Origin of the sequence: Duganella sp. Leaf126 (assembly GCF_001423125.1) — a bacterium.
Taxonomy (GTDB): domain Bacteria; phylum Pseudomonadota; class Gammaproteobacteria; order Burkholderiales; family Burkholderiaceae_D; genus Rugamonas.
Genome location: NZ_LMNW01000001.1, coordinates 532,750 through 552,391, shown reverse-complemented (window position 1 = coordinate 552,391; position 19,642 = coordinate 532,750). Strand labels below are relative to the sequence as shown.

General features: G+C 65.8%; 16 protein-coding genes. 8 read left to right on the top strand and 8 right to left on the bottom strand.

Annotated features, from left to right (window positions below; translation table 11 throughout):
- Window positions 1–51 precede the first annotated feature (51 nt).
- The 7 genes from ASF61_RS02300 (at window position 52) to ASF61_RS02270 (ending at window position 8,087) form a co-directional block, all read left to right on the top strand.
- Entirely contained in the window at window positions 52–1,422 is a 1,371-nt protein-coding gene (locus ASF61_RS02300; protein WP_056150704.1) for a glutamine synthetase family protein, read from the top strand.
- Window positions 1,423–1,553: 131 nt separating this feature from the next.
- Window positions 1,554–2,681 (top strand): ABC transporter ATP-binding protein, encoded by a 1,128-nt coding sequence (locus ASF61_RS02295; RefSeq protein ID WP_056150702.1) that lies wholly within the window; start codon window positions 1,554–1,556, stop codon window positions 2,679–2,681.
- A gap of 9 nt (window positions 2,682–2,690) precedes the next feature.
- Window positions 2,691–3,584, top strand: a complete 894-nt coding sequence (locus tag ASF61_RS02290) for an ABC transporter permease subunit (protein ID WP_056150700.1) — start codon at window positions 2,691–2,693, stop codon at window positions 3,582–3,584.
- Window positions 3,581–4,426 carry an ABC transporter permease gene (locus tag ASF61_RS02285; RefSeq protein ID WP_056150698.1) on the top strand — a complete coding sequence of 282 codons (846 nt, stop codon included), beginning with the start codon at window positions 3,581–3,583 and terminating at the stop codon, window positions 4,424–4,426. Before ASF61_RS02290 ends, ASF61_RS02285 begins: the two co-directional genes overlap by 4 nt.
- Before the next feature lie 84 nt (window positions 4,427–4,510).
- On the top strand, window positions 4,511–5,287 hold the full coding sequence (locus ASF61_RS02280) for a gamma-glutamyl-gamma-aminobutyrate hydrolase family protein (protein ID WP_056150695.1): 777 nt from the start codon (window positions 4,511–4,513) through the stop codon (window positions 5,285–5,287).
- The gene (locus tag ASF61_RS02275) at window positions 5,287–6,657 is read left to right on the top strand and encodes a glutamine synthetase family protein (RefSeq protein ID WP_056150693.1); all 1,371 of its coding nucleotides are present in this window, start codon (window positions 5,287–5,289) and stop codon (window positions 6,655–6,657) included. The genes ASF61_RS02280 and ASF61_RS02275 overlap by 1 nt, the downstream gene beginning before the upstream one ends.
- A 29-nt stretch (window positions 6,658–6,686) precedes the next feature.
- The gene (locus ASF61_RS02270; RefSeq protein ID WP_056150691.1) at window positions 6,687–8,087 is read left to right on the top strand and encodes an aspartate aminotransferase family protein; all 1,401 of its coding nucleotides are present in this window, start codon (window positions 6,687–6,689) and stop codon (window positions 8,085–8,087) included.
- Between the two features lie 204 nt (window positions 8,088–8,291).
- Here the strand turns inward: ASF61_RS02270 and panB are convergent, their stop codons facing one another.
- From panB to hda, 5 genes are all read right to left on the bottom strand, one after another.
- On the bottom strand, window positions 8,292–9,173 hold the full coding sequence (gene panB, locus ASF61_RS02265; RefSeq protein WP_200919783.1) for a 3-methyl-2-oxobutanoate hydroxymethyltransferase: 882 nt from the start codon (window positions 9,171–9,173) through the stop codon (window positions 8,292–8,294).
- Between the two features lie 90 nt (window positions 9,174–9,263).
- The gene (gene folK / locus ASF61_RS02260; protein WP_056150689.1) at window positions 9,264–9,776 is read right to left on the bottom strand and encodes a 2-amino-4-hydroxy-6-hydroxymethyldihydropteridine diphosphokinase; all 513 of its coding nucleotides are present in this window, start codon (window positions 9,774–9,776) and stop codon (window positions 9,264–9,266) included.
- Window positions 9,777–9,790: 14 nt separating this feature from the next.
- Entirely contained in the window at window positions 9,791–11,590 is a 1,800-nt protein-coding gene (gene pcnB, locus ASF61_RS02255) for a polynucleotide adenylyltransferase PcnB (RefSeq protein ID WP_229205672.1), read from the bottom strand.
- Window positions 11,583–12,257: an HAD family phosphatase gene (locus ASF61_RS02250; protein ID WP_056150687.1), complete on the bottom strand. Its 675-nt coding sequence runs from the start codon at window positions 12,255–12,257 to the stop codon at window positions 11,583–11,585. Before ASF61_RS02250 ends, pcnB begins: the two co-directional genes overlap by 8 nt.
- Window positions 12,254–12,940 carry a DnaA regulatory inactivator Hda gene (gene hda / locus ASF61_RS02245; protein ID WP_056150686.1) on the bottom strand — a complete coding sequence of 229 codons (687 nt, stop codon included), beginning with the start codon at window positions 12,938–12,940 and terminating at the stop codon, window positions 12,254–12,256. The genes ASF61_RS02250 and hda overlap by 4 nt, the downstream gene beginning before the upstream one ends.
- Window positions 12,941–13,228: 288 nt before the next feature.
- On the opposite strand from hda, the gene purM reads away from it, so the two are divergent.
- Entirely contained in the window at window positions 13,229–14,272 is a 1,044-nt protein-coding gene (purM, locus tag ASF61_RS02240; protein ID WP_056150683.1) for a phosphoribosylformylglycinamidine cyclo-ligase, read from the top strand.
- A gap of 47 nt (window positions 14,273–14,319) precedes the next feature.
- Here purM and ASF61_RS02235 read toward each other — a convergent pair whose 3' ends face one another.
- From ASF61_RS02235 to ASF61_RS02225, 3 genes are read right to left on the bottom strand one after another with little or no spacing between them, the layout of a single operon-like run.
- Entirely contained in the window at window positions 14,320–15,534 is a 1,215-nt protein-coding gene (locus tag ASF61_RS02235; protein WP_056150681.1) for a 6-phosphofructokinase, read from the bottom strand.
- A gap of 39 nt (window positions 15,535–15,573) precedes the next feature.
- The gene (locus ASF61_RS02230) at window positions 15,574–17,592 is read right to left on the bottom strand and encodes a prolyl oligopeptidase family serine peptidase (protein WP_229205671.1); all 2,019 of its coding nucleotides are present in this window, start codon (window positions 17,590–17,592) and stop codon (window positions 15,574–15,576) included.
- Window positions 17,589–19,640 carry a S9 family peptidase gene (locus ASF61_RS02225; RefSeq protein ID WP_229205670.1) on the bottom strand — a complete coding sequence of 684 codons (2,052 nt, stop codon included), beginning with the start codon at window positions 19,638–19,640 and terminating at the stop codon, window positions 17,589–17,591. Before ASF61_RS02225 ends, ASF61_RS02230 begins: the two co-directional genes overlap by 4 nt.
- Window positions 19,641–19,642 lie beyond the last annotated feature (2 nt).

Genomic DNA, 19,642 nt, shown 5'->3' with positions numbered 1-19,642 from the left:
GATATGGTAAATTAGACTACCGATCGCTTGATCCCCACCATGAGAGCGAACATGTCCCTGCGTGAAAATTTCTCCGATGCCGATATGGACGCGTGGCTCAACGAGAACCGCGTCACGGAAATCGAATGCCTGGTGCCCGACCTGACCGGAGTGGCGCGCGGCAAGATCCTGCCGCGTGCGAAATTTACCCAGGACCGGGGCATGCGCATTCCCGAGGCGGTGCTCGGCATGACCGTCACCGGCAATTACCCGACCGCCAACGCCGCCTACGACCGCGCTATCTCGTCCACCGACCGCGACATGATCCTGCGCGCCGACCCGGGCAGCATCACCACCGTGCCGTGGGCGCTCGACCCCACCGCGCAGGTGATCCACGACTGCTATTTTGCCGACGGCACGCTGGTCGATTACGCGCCGCGCTCGGTGCTGCGGCGCGTACTCAAGCTCTATGCGGACCGCGGCTGGCAACCGGTGGTCGGGCCGGAGCTCGAGTTTTACCTGACCGAGAAAAACATCGATCCCGACCTGCCGCTGCGCGCGCCGGTGGGGCGCAGCGGTCGCGCCGAAACCAGCCGCCAGGTGTACAGCATCGACGCCGTCAACGAGTTCGATCCGCTGTTCGAGGACATTTACGACTACTGCGCGCTGATGAAGCTCGACGTCGATACCCTGATCCACGAGACCGGCGCCGGCCAGATGGGTATCAACTTCCAGCACGGCGACGCGCTGGCCCTGGCCGACAACCTGTTCTACTTCAAGCGCACGCTGCGCGAGGCGGCGCTCAAGCATGCGATGTACGCGACCTTCATGGCCAAGCCGATGGCGGGCGAACCGGGATCGGCCATGCACGTGCACCAGAGCGTGAGCGACCTGGCGACCGGGCGCAACATCTTTACCGATGCCGACGGCGCCGCGTCGCAGCACTTCCGTCACTATATCGGCGGCCTGCAGCTATACACGCCGGCAGCGATGGCGATCCTGGCGCCGTATGTCAATTCGTACCGGCGCATGGTGCGCCACACGGCCGCACCGATCAACGTCCAGTGGGGCATCGATAACCGCACCGTGGGCTTCCGCATTCCCCTTTCCGGCACGGCCCAGCGGCGCGTGGAAAACCGCATCATCGGCGCCGACGCTAACCCCTACCTGGCCATGGCCGTCACGCTGGCCTGCGGCTACCTGGGCATGGTGGACCGGGTCGATCCGTCGCCGATGGTTACCGGCAGCGCCTGCGACCATGACCACGAACTGCCGCAAGGCCTGCCCCAGGCGCTCGACCGGCTGCGCCGCGAAGACCGGCTGCGCGATATCCTGGGCGAGCGCTTCATCGACGTCTACACGGCGATCAAGGAACTCGAACACCAGGAATTCATGACCGTGATCAGCCCCTGGGAGCGGGAACACTTGTTGCTACATGTTTGAGGCGCTGCATTTATAATCACGGCTTCGAAAAGCGGCGGCGGTTGATGCGTCATTCCCGCCATCGCGGGAATGACGGGCTTTACGGTCCTGGTTTCTTCGTACACCCCGCATACCATTAATTTTTCTACAATATGACCCCAGAGCGAGCTGCTGAACCTTTTCTCCTGATCCGCAACCTGGTCAAGGACTTCGACGGCGTGCGCGCGGTCAACGATGTCTCCGTGGCGATCAACAAGGGCGAGATCTTTGCGCTGCTCGGCAGCTCGGGCTGCGGCAAGTCCACGCTGCTGCGCATGCTGGCCGGTTTCGAGACGCCCACCGCCGGCGAGATCGTGCTGGCCGGCCAGGACATCGTCGGCGTGCCGCCGTATCAGCGGCCGATCAACATGATGTTCCAGTCGTATGCGCTGTTCCCGCACCTGTCGGTATGGGACAACATCGCCTTCGGCCTGCGCCGCGACGGTCTGCCCAAGGGCGAAATCGCTGCCCGGGTCGAGCACATGCTGGCGCTGGTGCAGTTGTCGGACTATGGCAAGCGCAAGCCGCACCAGCTGTCCGGCGGCCAGCAGCAGCGCGTGGCGCTGGCGCGCAGCCTGGCCAAGCGCCCGCAGCTGCTGCTGCTCGACGAGCCGCTCGGTGCGCTCGACAAGAAGCTGCGCGAGCGCACCCAGATGGAGCTGGTGCGCATCATCGAGGAAGTGGGCGTGACCTGCGTGATGGTCACCCACGACCAGGACGAAGCGATGAGCATGGCCACCCGCATCGCCGTCATGAGCGCCGGCCGCATCCTGCAGGTGGGCGCGCCCGACGAAATCTACGAAACGCCGAACTGCCGCTTCGTGGCAGACTTCATCGGCAGCGTCAACCTGTTCAACGGCAGCGTGACCGTCGATGAACCGGACCACGTGATGATCGAGTCGCCCGAAGGGCGCCACTACATCCCGCACGGCATTACCGGCACGCTGGGCATGCCGGTGGCGGTGGCCGTGCGGCCCGAGAAGATCGCGGTACAGGCCGAGGCGCCGACCGAAGCGCAGCGCGCCAGCGCCAGCGAGCATGGCTACAACTGCGTGCAGGGCACCATCACCGCGCTGGCCTACTTCGGCAACGAGACGCTGTACCACGTGCAGCTCGACACCGGCATGGTGGTCAAGGTGTCGCGCACCAACGCGGCCCGCCACGACGACGCCGCGCTCAGGCGCGACCAGCGCGTCCACGTGTGGTGGGACGGCGCCGATGTCGTGGTGCTGACCAGCTAGGGCGCCGCCATGAAACGCTTTAATCATCCGCTGACCGGGCGCCGCTTCGTCATCGCCGTGCCGGCGCTGTGGCTCACGTTCGCCTTCCTGGTGCCGTTCCTGATCGTGCTGCGCATCAGCTTTGCCGACGCCGATGTCGGCGACCCGTTCGGCACCCTGCTGACCATGGCCGACGGCGTCATGACGCTCAAGGTCAAGCTGTCGAACTACCTGTTCATCCTGCAGGATGACCTGTACGTGCTGACCTATCTGAGTTCGCTCAAGTTCGCAGCGATCAATACCGCACTGTGCCTGGTCATCGGCTACCCGTTCGCCTACTTCATGGCGCGCGCCCGGCCCGCCATCCGCCCGGTGCTGCTGATGCTGGTGATGATGCCGTTCTGGACCTCGTTCCTGCTGCGTATCTACGCGTGGAAGGGCATCCTGGCCAACAACGGCATCCTCAACAACTTCCTGATCGCGATCGGCGCCATCGGCGAACCGCTGCACCTGATGAACACCCCGTTCTCGCTGATCATCGGCATGACGTACGCGTACCTGCCGTTCATGATCCTGCCGCTGTACGCCAACCTGGTCAAGATGGACGTGCGCTTCCTGGAAGCGGCGGCCGACCTCGGCGCCACGCCGTTCCAGGCTTTCTGGCGCGTGACGGTGCCGCTGTCGAAGTCCGGCATCATTGCCGGCTCGATGCTGGTGTTCATTCCGTCGGTGGGCGAGTACGTGATCCCCGAGCTGCTGGGCGGACCGGAAACGCTGATGATCGGCCGCCAGCTGTGGGACGAATTCTTCACCAATAACGACTGGCCGCTGGCGTCGGCGGTGACGGTGGTGGTGATCATGCTGATCCTGGTGCCGATGGCAATCTTCAATAAATACAAGGCCGAGCAGGAGGACCAGCGATGAAAACCAATACGTCGTTCATGCAGCGCTGGTTCGGGCGCGGCTGGCTGTCGCTCGGCTACCTGTTCCTGTACCTGCCGATCGTGGTGCTGGTGGTGTTTTCGTTTAACAGCTCGCGCCAGGACATGGTGTGGAGCGGCTTTTCGCTGCAGTGGTATGCGGCGCTGATGCAGGATACGGAAATCATCAACGGCCTGGGGCTGTCGCTGCGCATTGCCGTGCTGACCGCGTTTGCCTCGGTGGTGCTGGGCACATTCACCGCCTTCGTGCTCGATCGCTACCGCCGCTTCACGGGCCGCACGCTGTTTGCCGGCATGGCCAGCGCGCCGCTGGTGATGCCCGAGGTGATCATCGGCCTGTCGCTGCTGCTGATGCTGGTGTCGGTGCAAAAGGCGTTCGGTTTTCCCGAGCGCGGCCTGACCACGATCTGGATCGGCCACACGCTGCTGGGCATGGCCTATGCGGCGGTGGTGGTGCAGTCGCGCCTGCAGGAGATGAGCAAGTCGCTGGAAGAGGCGGCGATGGACCTCGGCTGCCGGCCGTACCAGGTGTTTTTCCTGGTCACGCTGCCCAACATCAAGCAGGCGCTCGGCTCGGCGTGGCTGCTGACGTTCACCTTGTCGCTCGACGACGTGGTGCTGTCGGCGTTTTTGTCCGGCCCCGGGTCGTCCACCATGCCGATCGTGATCTTCTCGCGCGCGCGCCTGGGCCTCGACCCGCGCGTGAACGCCGTGGCCGCGCTGACCATCCTGGTGGTGAGCATCGGCGTGATCGCCTCGAGCCTGTACATCGCCCGCGCCGAGCGCCTGCGCCACAAGCAGGTCTCGGCAGCCGGCAAGGATTGACGGCATCAGCAGGGCAGTAGCATTTATGGCAATCATGACCAAATAGGCTTATGATCGAGACTGCTTCATATTCCATGAACCGATATGTGCAGCCCCATCGTTCTCGTTTCCGCCTGTGTCAGCCAGGCCGGCGCCCATGCCGCTCATTTTGCGCAGTGCAAATACGTGGCCGCCGTGGCCGACGGCGCCCGCTGCGCGCCGCTGATCGTGCCGGCGCTGGGCGCGGCCACTGACTTCGCGGCGCTGCTCGACCTGGCCGACGGCATCCTGCTGACCGGTTCCCCTTCCAATGTCGCCCCGGCCCGGTACGGCCAGGTGCCGCACGATGCGGCGCTGCCGGGCGACGCCGCGCGCGACGCCACCACCTTGCCCCTGATCGACGCCGCCATCGCGCGCGGCATTCCCCTGCTGGCGATCTGCCGCGGCTTGCAGGAAGTGAACGTCGCGCTCGGCGGCACCCTGCACCAGGCCGTGCATGCCGTGGCCGGCATGCGCGACCACCGCGAGCGCAAGGATGACGCGCTGGCGCAGCAGTATGGGCCAGCGCACCGGGTGCTGCCGGCGCCCGACGGCGTGCTGGCCCGCGTGCTGGGCAGCGCCGAACCGCTCATGGTCAACTCGCTGCACGGGCAGGGCATCGATCGCCTGGCGCCGCGCCTGGCGGTGGAAGCGCGCGCCGACGATGGCCTGGTCGAAGCGTTCCGCGTGCGCGATGCGCGCGGCTTCACGCTCGCGGTGCAATGGCACCCGGAATGGCAGGCGATGGAAAACCCGGTTTCGATCAAGCTGCTGCAGGCCTTCGGCGACGCCTGCCGCGCATATAAACAAAGCAGGAACACAGTCACCAGCGGAGAGATGTGATGGCAATACGCGAGAACTTCACTTACACCGACATGGACGTTTGGCTCAACGACAAGCACGTCACCGAAATCGAATGCCTGGTGCCTGACCTGACCGGCGTGGCGCGCGGCAAGATCCTGCCGCGCGCCAAATTCACAGAGGAGCGCGGCATGCGCATCCCGGAAGCGGTGCTGGGCATGACCGTCACCGGCAACTACCCGGTGGCCGATGCCGCCTACGACCGCGCCATCTCCAGCACCGACCGCGACATGATACTGAAGGCCGATCCGACCACCATCACCATGGTGCCATGGGCCAGCGATCCCACCGCGCAGGTGATCCACGACTGCTATTTTGCCGACGGTCGGCTGGTGGACTTCGCGCCGCGCTCGGTGCTGCGGCGCGTGCTCAAGCTGTACGCGGACCGCGGCTGGCAGCCGGTGGTGGCGCCCGAGCTGGAGTTCTACCTGACCGCCAAGAACACCGATCCCGACCTGCCGCTGCGCCCGCCGATCGGGCGCAGCGGCCGCGCCGAAACCAGCCGCCAGGTGTACAGCATCGATGCCGTCAACGAGTTCGACCCGCTGTTCGAGGACATCTACGACTACTGCGAGACGATGAACCTCGATGTCGATACGCTGATCCACGAAATCGGTGCCGGCCAGATGGAGATCAACTTCCTGCACGGCGATCCGCTGGGACTTGCCGACAAGGTGTTCTTCTTCAAGCGCACCTTGCGCGAGGCGGCGCTCAAGCACGACATGTACGCCACCTTCATGGCCAAGCCGATGGCCGGCGAGCCGGGATCGGCCATGCATGTGCACCAGAGCGTGGTCGATCTCAAGACCGGCCGGAACATCTTCAGCGCCGACGACGGTTCGGCCGCGCCCATCTTCAAGCACTACATCGGCGGCCTGCAGCGCTACATGCCGTCGGCGATGGCCATCGTGGCGCCGTACGTCAATTCCTACCGCCGCATCGTGCGCCACACGGCCGCGCCGATCAATATCCAGTGGGGCATGGACAACCGCACGGTCGGCTTCCGCGTGCCCGAATCGGGCGTGAACGACCGCCGCGTGGAAAACCGCATCATCGGCGCCGACGCCAACCCCTACCTGGCGCTGGCCGTCACGCTGGCCTGCGGCTACCTGGGCATGACCGAGCAGCTGGAGCCGACGCCGATGACCACCGACAGCGCCTACGACCTCGAGGTAGAGCTCCCGCAAGGGCTGCCCGAGGCGCTGCAACTGCTGCGCCGCCAGGACCGGCTGCGCAGCGTGCTCGGTGAGCGCTTCATCGATGTCTACGCCGCCATCAAGGATCTCGAACACCAGGAATTCATGACCGTCATCAGCCCGTGGGAACGCGAGCACCTGCTGCTGCACGTCTGACCGGGCACCAAGGACAAGGAGACCAGAGCATGACCATGCTGAAGGAACTGTACGACACGGCCGCCATCCAGAAACTCGACACGGCGCACTATCTGCACCCGTTCACCGACCACCGCACGCTCGGCGAGCAGGGCGCGCGCGTGATGGTGCGCGGCGAAGGCATCTACCTGTGGGATTCGGAAGGTAACCAGATCCTCGACGGCATGTCGGGCCTGTGGTGCGTGAACGTGGGCTACGGGCGCAAGAGCATCTCGGACGCGGTCTACCGCCAGATGGAGACGCTGCCGTTCTATAACAGCTTCTTCAACACCACCAATGTGCCGGCGGTCCTGCTGGCCAACAAGCTGGCGGCGATTTCGCCGCCGCAGTTCCAGCACGTGTACTTCACCAATTCCGGCTCGGAAGCCAACGACACCAATGTGCGCATGGCGCGGCGCTACTGGGATGTGCTGGGCTACAGCGAGCGCCACACCATCATCAGCCGCCACAATGCCTACCACGGCAGCACGATGGCCGGCGCCTCGCTCGGCGGCATGCCCGACATGCATGCGCAGGGCGGTTTGCCGATCCCGTGCATCGTCCACATCGGCCAGCCCGATTACCGGACGGCGGGGCGCGGCATGAGCGAGGACGAATTCGGCATCGAGGCGGCGTCCTGGCTGGAGCAGAAAATCCTCGAGGTGGGCGCGGACAAGGTGGCCGCCTTCATCGGCGAGCCGGTGCAGGGCGCAGGCGGCGTGATCATCCCGCCCGCCACCTACTGGCCCGAGATCCAGCGCATCTGCGACAAATACGGCATCCTGCTGATCGCCGACGAAGTCATTTGCGGTTTCGGGCGGCTGGGACGCTGGTTCGCTTCCGACCTGTTCGGCATCCGCCCCGACCTGATCACGTTTGCCAAGGGCGTCACGTCCGGCTACGTGCCGCTGGGCGGGGTGCTGGTGGGCGACCGCGTGGCCGATGTACTGATCGGGCAGGGCGGCGAATTCCAGCACGGCTTCACCTATTCGGGCCACCCGGTCGCCTGCGCGGCGGCGCTGGAAAACATCCGCATCCTGGAAGAAGAGCAGCTGGTCGAGCGCGTGGCCGCCGATACCGGCCCCTATCTGAAGCAGCGCTTTGCCGACCTGGCCCACCACCCGCTGGTCGGCGACGCCGACAGCTGCGGCCTGGTCGCGGGTCTCGATCTCGTACGCCGCAAGGGCGGCAACCGGCACGAGCACACCGCGTTCGACAGCGCGCTCGGGGTGGGCATGGTGTGCCGCGCCCACATGTTCGGCAACGGCATGATCATGCGCGCCGTCGGCGACCGCATGATCATCTCCCCGCCGCTGGTCATGACGCGCACGCAGATCGACGACATGATCGCCCTGATCCGCCACTGCCTCGACCTGACCCAGGCCGACCTGCAGCAGCGCGGCTGGCTGTAACCACTTCGGAACCGGCCCTGATGCCGTTAAGTTAAGCGAAAGGTATTCATTTTGTCAGCATAAAAACGTCGTCCCCGCGCAGGCGGGGACCCGATTTGGCTGACACTTGGACGCCTCTCGCAGAACTTGGGTGCCGCCTTCGCGGGTACGACGGCAATGAAGACCTTAATTTAACGGCATCAGGAACCGACCCCGAAGTGGGGGTTAGAAGCAATGCTCGGGAGCGGGGAAGCTGCCGTCCTTGACGGCGGTGACATAGGCGGTGATGGCGTTGTCGATGCTGGTCTGGCCGTCCATGAAGTTTTTCACGAAGCGCGCCTTGCGGCCCGGGAAGACGCCGAGCAGGTCGTGCATGACCAGCACCTGGCCCGAGCAGTCGGGGCCGGCGCCGATGCCGATGGTCGGAATGGCCAGCAGGGCGGTCACTTCCTTGCCCAGCGTGGCGGGAATCGCTTCCAGCACCACTACCGAGGCGCCGGCCGCCTGCAGGGCCATGGCGTCGCGCTTGAGCAGGTCGGCGCTGTCGGCGGTCTTGCCCTGCACCTTGTAGCCGCCCAGCTGGTGCACCGATTGTGGGGTCAGGCCCAGGTGGGCGCAGACCGGCACGCCGCGCTCGGTCATGAAGCGCACGGTGTCGGCCAGCCAGGCGCCGCCTTCGATCTTGATCATGTGGGCGCCGGCCTGCATCAGCTGCACGGCGTTGTGGTAAGCGGTCTCCGTGGTGCCGTAGGCGCCGAACGGCAGGTCGGCCACGATCATGGCCGACTTGCTGCCGCGCGCGACGGCGGCCGTGTGGTAGGCCAGTTCCGCCACGGTGACGGGCAGCGTTGACGGGTGGCCGTTGCAGACCATGCCCAGCGAGTCGCCGATCAGCAGCATCTCGACACCGCAGCGGTCCATCAGCGCGGCGAAGCTGGCGTCGTAGCAGGTGAGCATGGCGATTTTTTCACCGCGCGCGCGCAGCTCGGTCAGCGTGTGGACGGTGACGGTCTTGGTGGCGGGCGGCTTGGTCGGCGCTGGCGCGTGGACGTTGGCGGCCGGTTGCTGGCTCGCGGCCAGTTCGTTTCCTTGCAAATAACCAGACATGGTAATCCTTTAAAAATGGGGCGGACCGCGTCAGTGTAGCCTGCAGTGGTGTGCGTGGCGCTGGTGCTTGCCCGTCGTTCTAAAATGCGGTCAGAGCGGTGTGATGCCCTGGTCGGCCACGGCAGGCAGGCAGGCTTGCGCAGCGCCGCGGCCCGGAATATGAATCGCCGGCGCCAGCTCGACGAGCGGCACCAGCACAAAGGCGCGCTCCGTGATGCGCGGATGCGGCACGGTCAGATCGTTGCTGTCGATCACGGCGTCGCCGTACAGCAGCAGGTCGAGGTCGAGCGTGCGCGGCGCGTTGCGGTACGGGCGTTCGCGCCCGTGCGCCTGTTCGATGCCGTGCAGCGCCTGCAGCAGGTCGTGCGCCGGGAGCGTGGTGGCGACGCGGGCCACGGCGTTGATGTAATCGTCGCCGCCGGCGTCGATCGGCGCCGTGCGGTACAGGCGCGATGTCGCCATCAGCGTGCAGCCGGGCACCTTTTGCAGGCGCGCGATGGCGTCGGCCACGTTGGCGCGCGCGTCGCCGAGGTTGGCGCCGATGCCGATGTAGGCGATGGTGAAGGCGAAGCCGCCTTCATCCGCGCGATCGGTGATGCTCATGCCGGCACGCTGGCTCAGTCGCGGTCGGAACCCGCACTGCCGCCAGCGCCGACGCCGACAGCCGCGCCAGCCTTGCCTGCGGCCCCAGCTTTAGCAGCGTCAGCACCGGCGCCACCAGCACCAGCACCAGCGCTCGCACCGACCCCAGCGCCAGCACCAGCACCAGCACCAGCACCAGCACCAGCACCGACGCTAGCGCCAGCACCAGCGCCAGCGCCAGCGCCAGCACCAGCACCAGCACCAGCACCAGCACCAGCACCAGCACCGACGCCAGCGCCAGCGCCAGCATTAGCGCCAGCATTAGCACCAGCAAGCTGCGCGCCGCTTTCGGCAGCCGCTGCCGGACCGCGTGTGCGGCTGCGGCGCGGTGCGCGCTTGCGTTTCGGGGCGGCGTCGGTGGCGGCTGGCGCGGCGTAATCATCGTCGCCTTCGTCCGCGCCCTGGCCGGCGTTGCCGGCGCCCCGGCCGCCAGCGCGGGTGCCATTGCCGCCATTGCCGCCATTGGCACCATTACCGCCAGCAGCCCGGGCAGGGCGCGGGGAGCGGCTGGCGCTGGCGATCAGCGCATCGCGGCCCGCTTCGTCGGCCTCGTAGAACGCCGTCCACCATTGACCGAGTTCGGCATCGAGCTCGCCCGAGGCGCAGCGCAGCAGCAGGAAGTCGTAACCGGCGCGGAAACGCAGGTGTTCGAGCAGCTTGTGCGGCGCCTTGCCGGTGCGGCGCTCGAAGCGCGGCTGCATCGACCAGATGTCGCGCATGTCGGTGCCGATCTTGCGTTGCAGTGCCAGCTTTTCGGTCTGCGAATCGAGCACGTCGTCGGCGGCCAGGTGCAGCGCCGGGATGGTCTGCTCGCCGGCCGCGCGGTAGGCTGTCCATTTCTCGAGTACTTGGTGCCACAGCAGCGATGCGAACAGGAAGCCCGGCGAGACGGTCTTGCCGGCCGCGATGCGGGCGTCGGTCGAGTCCAGCGCCAGCGTGACGAACTTGAAGCCCATCGGCTGTTCCAGCACCACGTCGAGCAGCGGCAGCAGGCCGTGATGCAGGCCTTCCTTGCGCAGCTGCTGCAGGCAGGCCAGCGCGTGGCCGCTCATGAGCAGCTTGAGCATTTCGTCGAACACGCGCGCGGCCGGCACGTTGTCGATCAGCGGCGCCATTAGCGCGATCGGCGCAGCGGTGGTCGGTTCGATCGTGAATTTCAGTTTAGCCGCAAAACGCACCACGCGCAGCATGCGCACCGGGTCTTCGCGGTAGCGTGCTTCCGGCTGGCCGATGATGCGCAGCGTCCTGGCACGGATGTCCTCGATGCCGCCGTGGTAGTCGAGCACCTGGCCGTTGGCCGGGTTGTAGTACATGGCGTTGATGGTGAAGTCGCGCCGCACGGCATCCTCGGCCTGCGAGCCGAAGGTGTTGTCGCGCAGCACGCGGCCATGTTCATCCTTGGGCGCGTTGTCCGAGGTGGTGCCGCGGAAGGTGGTCACTTCCAGCAGGTCCTGGCCGAACATCACGTGCACGATCTGGAAGCGCTTGCCGATGATGAAGGCGCGGCGGAACAGCTTGCGCACCTGTTCCGGCGTGGCGTTGGTGGCGATGTCGAAGTCCTTGGGCTTGACGCCGAGCAGCAGGTCGCGCACGGCGCCGCCCACCACGAACGCTTCGAAGCCCGCCTCCTGCAAGGTGCTGGTCACGCGCACCGCGTTGTTGGACAGCAGTTTCGGATCGATGCCGTGCGCCTCCGGCCCCAGCACCACCGGGGTATTGGTATCGCGCACCTTGCTCTTGGCGCCGAGGATTTTGCGGATCAGTTTCTTAATCATTGAACAGTTCAATCAGTTGCCAGCCTTGGGCGGTGGCGTGCGTTTTCAGGGTGGCGTTGGCATTGGTGGCCACCGGGTGGCTCACCAGCGACATCAGCGGCAGGTCGTTGTGCGAGTCGCTGTAGAAGTGGACGGTACCGAAATCGGCAAAGGTCTTGCCCATGCCGGCCAGCCACGCTTCGGTATGGGTGATCTTGCCCTTGCCCTGGGTCGGGGTGCCCAGCAGACGGCCGGTGACATTGCCTTCGGCGTCGTACTCGGGCATGGCGGCGATCAGGTGGTCGACGCCCAGTGCGCGGGCGATCGGCTCGGTGACAAAGTGGTTGGTGGCGGTGACGATGGCCACCAGGTCGCCCGCATCCTGGTGTTTTTTCAGCAGCGCCAGTGCGGCCGGGCGGATATGGGGCACCACCACCTCGGTCATGTATTGCGCCCGCATCTGGTCGAGCCTGGCGCGCGGGAAACGGGCCAGCGTGCCGAGTGCGAACTCCAGGTACTCGACCGGGTCGAGCGTGCCGGCCTGGTACTGGGCATAGAAGGCGTCGTTGCGGCGGGCAAACTCGACGGCATCGACGGCGCCGATGCGGACCAGAAATTCGCCCCACTCGTGGTCGGAGTCGATGGGCAGCAGCGTGTGGTCGAGGTCAAATAAGGCGAGGTTTTTCATTCTTGTGCTTGCGCCTGCAACCACTCGCGCAACAGCGGCAGCGTGATCGGGCGTTGGGTTTCCAGTGAATATTGATCCAGCGAATCGAGCATGGTCGAGAGGGAACTCATGTCCCGCTGGAAATGAGATAGCAGGTAGGGTATCACGCCCGGCGACAGCGTCAAGCCGCGCGCGGTGGCAGCGGCGCCCAGTGCGGCAGCCTTTTCGTCGTCGCTGAGGCCGTGGATCTGGTAGATCAGGCCCCAGCCCATGCGGGTGCGCAGATCCTCGCGCACGGGCAACACGGCCGGGGCCACGGCGCCGCTGCACACCATGAAGGCGTGGTTGGCGCGGATTTCGTTAAACAGGGCAAAGGCGTCGATCTGCGCCACCGGCGACAGTTTTTCGCAGTCGTCGAGCAGGTACAGATCCACGTCGGGGGAATACACGAATTCGGTTTCGATCGAGAACGGCGAGATATAGCGTGCGCGCAGCTGCTGGTCTTCGCTGCCGGCCGAGGCCAGGGCTTTGAGCAGGTGGGTCTTGCCGACGCCGGCGTTGCCCCACAGGTAGGCAAAGTGCTCGCGCGCCGTGCGCGAGGCGAACTGCGCCAGCAGCGCCATCGCCTCGGCATTTTGGCCAACCTCGAACGCGTCGAGGCTGTGCGGCTGATCCGCGCCCAGGTCGAGCACCAGCTGCTTCACGAAGTTTCCCTTATCTGTTCCCTCATCTGCATAACGTCGCTTTTGGTATTCCCTTTGTCATTGTTCTTGTCAACGTGATGCATTATAGAAGGTAGAACCCCCGGAATTGCCAGAAACGCAGCCTGTTTTCGCCCGATCGGTCCGGAAAACGGCCGCACCGGGCATAAAAATGGAAGTTGACGGTTAAAAACGGCAGATGGACGGGGCAGTTTGATAAAATAGCGGACCGACCGCGCTGTAAAAACGGTCTCCGCCTTCTATTTTACCGCCTCCGCTGCGAAATACACCATGAGCCAACCTTCAAATGTTTCCCTGTCCTACCGTGACGCCGGCGTCGATATCGATGCAGGCGACGCCTTAGTCGAAGCGATCAAGCCATTTGCCAAGCGCACGCTGCGCGAAGGCGTGTTGGGCGGCCTCGGCGGTTTCGGCGCGATGTTCGAGATCAGCAAGAAGTTCAAGGAACCGGTGCTGGTGTCGGGCACGGACGGTGTCGGCACCAAGCTCAAGCTGGCGTTCGAGCTGAACCGCCACGACACGGTCGGCATCGACCTGGTGGCCATGAGCGTCAACGACATCCTGGTGCAGGGCGCCGAGCCGCTGTTCTTCCTCGATTATTTCGCTTGCGGCAAGCTCGACGTGGCGATCGCCACCGACGTCATCAAGGGTATCGCGCAGGGTTGCGAGCAGGCCGGTTGCGCGCTGATCGGCGGCGAAACGGCTGAAATGCCAAGCATGTACCCGGCCGGCGAATACGACCTGGCCGGTTTTGCCGTGGGCGCCGTGGAAAAATCGCAGATCATCGACGGCACCAAGATTGCCGCCGGCGACGTAATCCTGGGCCTGGCCTCGTCGGGCGTGCACTCGAACGGCTATTCGCTGGTGCGCAAGATCATCGAGGTGGCCAAGCCGGACCTGGAAGGCGACTTCCACGGCCGCAAGCTGGCCGACGTGCTGATGCAGCCCACCCGCATCTATGTCAAGCCGCTGCTGGCGCTGATGGCGTCGCTGGAAGTGAAGGGCATGGTCCACATCACCGGCGGCGGCCTGGTGGAAAACATCCCGCGCGTGCTGCAGCCCGGCCTGGTGGCCGAGCTCGACAGCAAATCGTGGACGCTGCCGCCGCTGTTCACCTGGCTGCAGCAGCACGGCGGCGTGGCCGACGCCGAAATGCACCGCGTGTTCAACTGCGGCATCGGCATGACCGTGATCGTCGCGCAGGAACATGCGGCAGCAGCAGTGGCCCAGCTCGAAGCGGCCGGCGAAACCGTGTACACGATCGGCAAGATCCGCGCCCGCGTCGGCGACGAGCACCAGACCATCGTCGTGTAACGACCCGGTTGAACACAAAAGCACGCTGCGGCGTGCTTTTTTTACGGTTATCGCTTGAGTATCTTGTCGACCGACGCGTGCCGCAGCCGGGCCGGATCGGGCATGCCCGACCCCAGCAGCGGCCGCAGGTACAGGCGAAACACGTCCGTGACATCGGTGCCGCTGGCGCTGATGAAGGCGTCGTCCATCACCCGCGTCTTGCCTGCCACGTCCTGCAACGGCTGCAGGCTGTACTCGACCGCGTAGTCGCCCGTGCGGCGGATCGCCACCGAGCCGTCGCGCCCGCCCCACATGGCGAACTGCACGGCCTTTTCGCCGACGTCGCGCGCCTCGCGCTGGTCGACGTCCGAGACGCAGCCCAGGAACGAGCGCTGCAGGTAGCCGAAGGTGTCGCCGCGCACGCGCTTGATGCCGAGCCTGGCCTTGATGGCGTCGCACAGCAGGTCGGCCAGCGCGCCGGTACCCGACAGCTGCACGTTGCCGTGGGCATCGCGCTCGACTTCTTTCGCCAGCAGGGTGGCCATCGCTGCGCCCGAGGCATCGTGGATGCCTTCCGACACGGCCACCACGCAGCGCCCGTGGCGCGCATACACGTCTTTGACGTCCAGCAGAAACTGGTCGAGCGAGAACACCCGTTCCGGCAGGTAGAGCAGGTGCGGGCCATCGTCGGGAAATTTCTTGGCGAGCGCGGCCGCCGCGGTAAGAAAGCCGGCGTGGCGGCCCATCACCACGCCCACGTACACGCCGGGCAGCGCGGCGTTATCGAGGTTGGCGCCAGCGAACGCCTGCACGACAAAGCGCGCGGCCGACGGGAAGCCGGGCGTATGGTCGTTGCCGACCAGGTCGTTATCGATGGTTTTCGGAATATGGATGCAGCGCAGCGGATAGCCGGCCTGCTGCGCCTGTTCGCTGACGATGCGCACGGTGTCCGATGAATCGTTGCCGCCGATGTAGTAGAACTGCCCGATCTGGTGGGCGCGCAGCACCCGGAAGATCTCGGCGCAGTAGGCCGCATCGGGCTTGTCGCGGGTGGAGCCGAGCGCCGACGACGGCGTGGCTGCCACCATCTCGAGGTTGTGGCGGGTTTCGCAGCTCAGATCGACCAGGTCCTCGTCGACGATGCCGCGCACCCCGTGCAGGGCGCCGTACACGCGGCCGATGTCGCCGAAGCGGCGCGCCTCAAGCACCACGCCGGCCAGCGACTGGTTGATCACAGCGGTCGGGCCGCCCCCTTGCGCTACCAGAATTTTGCATGAAGTCATGGTCTCTCCCGGTGATGAAGAAACCCGACTATACCCTGCCTAGGGCGCTGCGCCGATCTGCTTATCGAGGAATTTTTCCACCCGCCCCCAGAAGTCGATGCGGTTCTTCGGCAGCGCCCAGCCGTGGCCTTCTTCCGGGTATTCGATCCATTCGACGTCGGCATTGGTCTTGCGCACGGCATTGTAGAACTCGATGCCATGGCTGAGCGGCACGCGCACGTCGGCGCCGCCGTAGGCCAGCAGCAGCGGCTGCCGGATTTCGGCGGCCCGCCGCAGCGGCGAGGTGGCGCGGATCTGCGCGGCGTCCCCGACCTGGTCGGCGACCAGCTCGGGCATGCCGTATTGCTTCCAGTCGGCCGACAGGTCCGAGCTGTAGCGCCAGCCGCTGTTGTACATCAGGTCGATGTCGGTCACGCCCACCCAGTCGATGCCGCAGCGGTACAGGTCGGGATCGTTGATCAGGCCCATCAGCGTGGCATAGCCGCCATAGCTGGCGCCGGCAATGCAGATGCGTCTGGCGTCTGCCGTGCCCTGGGCGATGGCCCAGCGCGTGCCGTCGGCAATGTCGTTCTGCATCTTCAAGCCCCATTGCTTCCAGCCGGCGACAAAGTGGGCGTTACCGTAGCCGGTGCTGCCGCGAAACTCCGGTTCCAGCACCGCGTAACCGCGCGAGGCCAGGAACTGGGCGTCCGCATTCCAGTTCCAGTAGCCGCCGCGCAGGAACGGGCCGCCGTGGACCAGTACCACCATCGGCAGATTCTTGTCCTTGCCGCCCGGCGGCAGGGTCAGCCAGGCGGGGATGGTCAGGCCGTCGCGCGCCTTGTAATACACGAGGTCGCGCGGCCCCATGGCGGCAGGCTTGATGGCCGGCGCCAGGTTGCCTACTTCGCTGAGCTTGCCGGTTTCGGTATTGAAGACGAGGAAACGGCGCGGCTGGCGGTCCGAGTACGATTCCACCAGCACCCACGCGGTTTCCGGCGCCTTGGGCGGAGTGATCAGGTTGACCATACCCGGCAGCCGCGCATCGATCTTCTGCTGCAAGGCCTTCATGGCCGGATCGAACCAGGTCGTGCCCTCGGCGTCGCCATTGACGCGCACGCCGAGCAGCGTGTTCCTGCTGATCACCAGGTGGCCGCGGAAATCGAAGCCGTCCAGCGCCACCAGGCTCTGGCCCAGCTTGTTGTTTTGCAGGTCGTAGCGGTACAGCTGGCTGTGATCGCTGCCGTTGTTGGCCACCACGTACAGCGTGCCGTCCGGTCCGAAGGCCAGCGGCGTGAACGCCTGCTTGCCGCCGGTGTAGGCGTCAAAGCTGGTCAGCTGGCGCCATGTCCCGCTGGCCGGATCGCGGTAGTGGATCGCGTGGATGTTCTTGTCCAGCGTATGCATCAGGCGCGGTTCGCCCTTGTTGTCGAGCAGCCAGTCGCGCCCCGTGCCCGGGTGATCGACGCCGCGCCAGGTGCCGTTCTTGGTGTTGAGCCGCAGCAGATCGACCGACACCAGGATGCCGGGCGCGATGATGCCATTGTCCATCACGTAGATATCGTCGCTGTCCTGCGGTCCGTCCTGGTCCATCATGTAGGTGTGCCAGGGCAGCATTTCCGTTGCGTTGCCGTCGCGGACGAACTGGTTGTTGCGCATCGCCAGCTGGCGGAACTGCTTGCCATTGCGGTTGACGGCAAAAATGCCGGGCGCAAAGCGCACGTCGCGCCGGCCCAGCGACTTGTCGACCGTGCTGAACACGAGCCTGTCGTTGTTGACCCAGCGCGCCTCGCCGATATCGGTATCGGCAAACTGGGCCACCATCTGCGCCTGCATGTCCGCCAGGTCCACCACGGCCAGGCCGTCATGCCGGCCTTCGGCACCGATGAACGCGGCCAGGTAGCGACCGTTGGGCGACAGCATGGCGCCATTGAAGGCGGGGTTGCTGAAGAAGGCGGCTATCGGCGGCGGCGCCGCCGCTGCCGCTGCAGCGCCGGCTGGCGCTGCGGTCAGCGCCAGCACGGCGGCGCAGATGCCGCCCGCCATGCGCAGGGCCTGCGCGAGACGCGGCGGCCTCATGGCGCAGCTCCGGCCTGGCCGATCTGCTTATCGAGGAATTTTTCCACCCGGCCCCAGAAGTCGATGCGGTTCTTCGGCAGCGCCCAGCCGTGGCCTTCTTCCGGGTATTCGATCCATTCGACGTTGGGGTTGGTCTGCCTGACCGCGTTATAGAACTTGGTGCCGTGCGGCAGTGGCACGCGCATGTCGGCGCCGCCGTAGGCCAGCAGCAGCGGCTGCGTGATTTCGGCGGCGCGCAGCAGCGGCGAGGTCGCTTTCAGCTGCTCGGCGTCCTTGACCTGGTCGCCCACCAATTGCGGCATGCCGTAATGTTTCCACTCCTCGGCCAGGTCGGACGTGAAGTTCCAGTGACCGTCGTACAGCATGTTAATGTCGGTCACGCCGGCCCAGTCGATGCCGCACTTGTACAAGTCCTTGTCGTTGATCAGGCCCATCAGGGTGGCGTAGCCGCCGTAGCTGGCGCCGGCGATGCAGATGCGTTTGGGGTCGGCCGTGCCCTCGGCGATGGCCCAGCGCGCGCCGTCGGCGATATCGTCCTGCATTTTCAGGCCCCATTGCTTCCAGCCGGCGCGGAACAGCCGGGTGCCGAAGCCGGTGCTGCCGCGATACTCGGGTTCCAGCACCGCGTAGCCGCGCGAGGCCAGGAACTGGCCGGCCGCATCCCAGCCCCAGCTGTTGCCGCGCACATAGGGGCCGCCGTGCACCAGCACCACCAGCGGCAGGTGCTTGCCGCTGCCTTTGGGCACGGTGAGCCAGGCCGGTATCTCGAGGCCGTCGCGCGCCTTGTAGTGCACCAGGGTCTGGTGCGCCATCTGTTCCGGCTTGATGTTCGGATGGCTGATGCCGACCATGGTCAGCTTGTCGGTAGCGCTGTTGTAGAGCAGGGTACGCGACGGGAACAGGTCGCCGTACGCGGTGATCAGCATCCACGGTGCTTCGGGCCGGGTCGGGGCGTCGATCAGGTTGATGGTGTTGGGCAGCATGGCGTCGATCCTGGCCTGCAGCGCCTTCATGTCGGCGTCGAACCAGGCGGTGCCGCGCGCATCGGTCAGGTAGCGCACGCCCAGCAGCTTGCCCTGGGCGGTCAGCAGGCTGCCCTTGAAGTCGTAGCCGTCGAGTACCACCAGCGGCTGCTGCGCCACCTCGTTGGTGGCGAAGTCGAACTTGCGCAGCGACGCGGTATTCTTGCCGGCGTAGGTGACCACGTACAGCGTGCCGTCGGGACCGAAGGCGCGCGGCGTGAAGCTGCCCTTGCCGCCGGTGTAGGCGTTGTAATGGACCAGTTCGCGCCAGGCATCGGTGGCCGGGTCGCGGTACATGATTGTGTCCACGCCCTTGCTGAACGTGGTGACGATGCGCGGCTCGCCCTTGTCGTCGAGCAGCCAATGCCTGCTGTCGTCGGGCGCGCCGTGCACCGGCGTCCAGCGCCCGTTGAGCGTGTTCAGGCGCAGCAGCCTGACCTTGCGCACCTGCCCGGGCGCCGTGATGTCGGGCTGTTCCACGTACACGAACTCGCTGTCCTGCGCCGACTTCTGGCCCAGCAGGTAGGTGTTCCACGGCAGCAGGTCTCGGCTGCGTACCAGGCTGTCGCCGGACGTGATGAACGGTTTGGCGCTGCGGCTGGCCAGCTGGACGAACTTGGTCGCATCGCGGTTGATCGCGTACAGGCCCGGCGCGTAGCGCGCATCGCCCTGGCCCACGGTGCGGTCGGTGGCGGTAAACACCAGTCGCTCGTCGTTTACCCACTGGAAGTTACCGATATCGGCGTCGCTGAACGACGCCACCACCTTGACGCTGTTGTCGGCCAGCGTGACCACGGCCAGGCGGTCGCGCTGGTCCTTGGCGCCCATGCGGACCGCCAGGTATTTGCCGCTGGGCGAGAGCAGGGCGCCGCTGAATTCAGGGTTGGCAAAGAAGTCGGCAATCGGCGGCGGTGCCGTGGCCGCAGTATCGGCTGCCTGCGCGGCAGTCAGGGGAGACCCGGCGGCTGCCAGCGCCATCAGGACGCTGAAGCCGAACAACCGTGCAAACGAACGTGGCGTGCCCATAA

Bases quoted from the DNA above. Each gene is read 5' to 3' on its own strand.
- ASF61_RS02295 (WP_056150702.1), top strand. From the start codon at position 1,554: ATGACCCCAGAGCGAGCTGCTGAACCTTTTCTCCTGATCCGCAACCTG.
- ASF61_RS02285 (WP_056150698.1), top strand. From the start codon at position 3,581: ATGAAAACCAATACGTCGTTCATGCAGCGCTGGTTCGGGCGCGGCTGG.
- ASF61_RS02235 (WP_056150681.1), bottom strand. From the start codon at position 15,534: ATGACTTCATGCAAAATTCTGGTAGCGCAAGGGGGCGGCCCGACCGCT.
- ASF61_RS02230 (WP_229205671.1), bottom strand. From the start codon at position 17,592: ATGAGGCCGCCGCGTCTCGCGCAGGCCCTGCGCATGGCGGGCGGCATC.
- ASF61_RS02300 (WP_056150704.1), top strand. From the start codon at position 52: ATGTCCCTGCGTGAAAATTTCTCCGATGCCGATATGGACGCGTGGCTC.
- folK (WP_056150689.1), bottom strand. From the start codon at position 9,776: ATGAGCATCACCGATCGCGCGGATGAAGGCGGCTTCGCCTTCACCATC.
- panB (WP_200919783.1), bottom strand. From the start codon at position 9,173: ATGTCTGGTTATTTGCAAGGAAACGAACTGGCCGCGAGCCAGCAACCG.
- ASF61_RS02270 (WP_056150691.1), top strand. From the start codon at position 6,687: ATGACCATGCTGAAGGAACTGTACGACACGGCCGCCATCCAGAAACTC.
- ASF61_RS02290 (WP_056150700.1), top strand. From the start codon at position 2,691: ATGAAACGCTTTAATCATCCGCTGACCGGGCGCCGCTTCGTCATCGCC.
- ASF61_RS02280 (WP_056150695.1), top strand. From the start codon at position 4,511: ATGTGCAGCCCCATCGTTCTCGTTTCCGCCTGTGTCAGCCAGGCCGGC.
- ASF61_RS02250 (WP_056150687.1), bottom strand. From the start codon at position 12,257: ATGAAAAACCTCGCCTTATTTGACCTCGACCACACGCTGCTGCCCATC.
- purM (WP_056150683.1), top strand. From the start codon at position 13,229: ATGAGCCAACCTTCAAATGTTTCCCTGTCCTACCGTGACGCCGGCGTC.
- ASF61_RS02275 (WP_056150693.1), top strand. From the start codon at position 5,287: ATGGCAATACGCGAGAACTTCACTTACACCGACATGGACGTTTGGCTC.
- ASF61_RS02225 (WP_229205670.1), bottom strand. From the start codon at position 19,640: ATGGGCACGCCACGTTCGTTTGCACGGTTGTTCGGCTTCAGCGTCCTG.
- pcnB (WP_229205672.1), bottom strand. From the start codon at position 11,590: ATGATTAAGAAACTGATCCGCAAAATCCTCGGCGCCAAGAGCAAGGTG.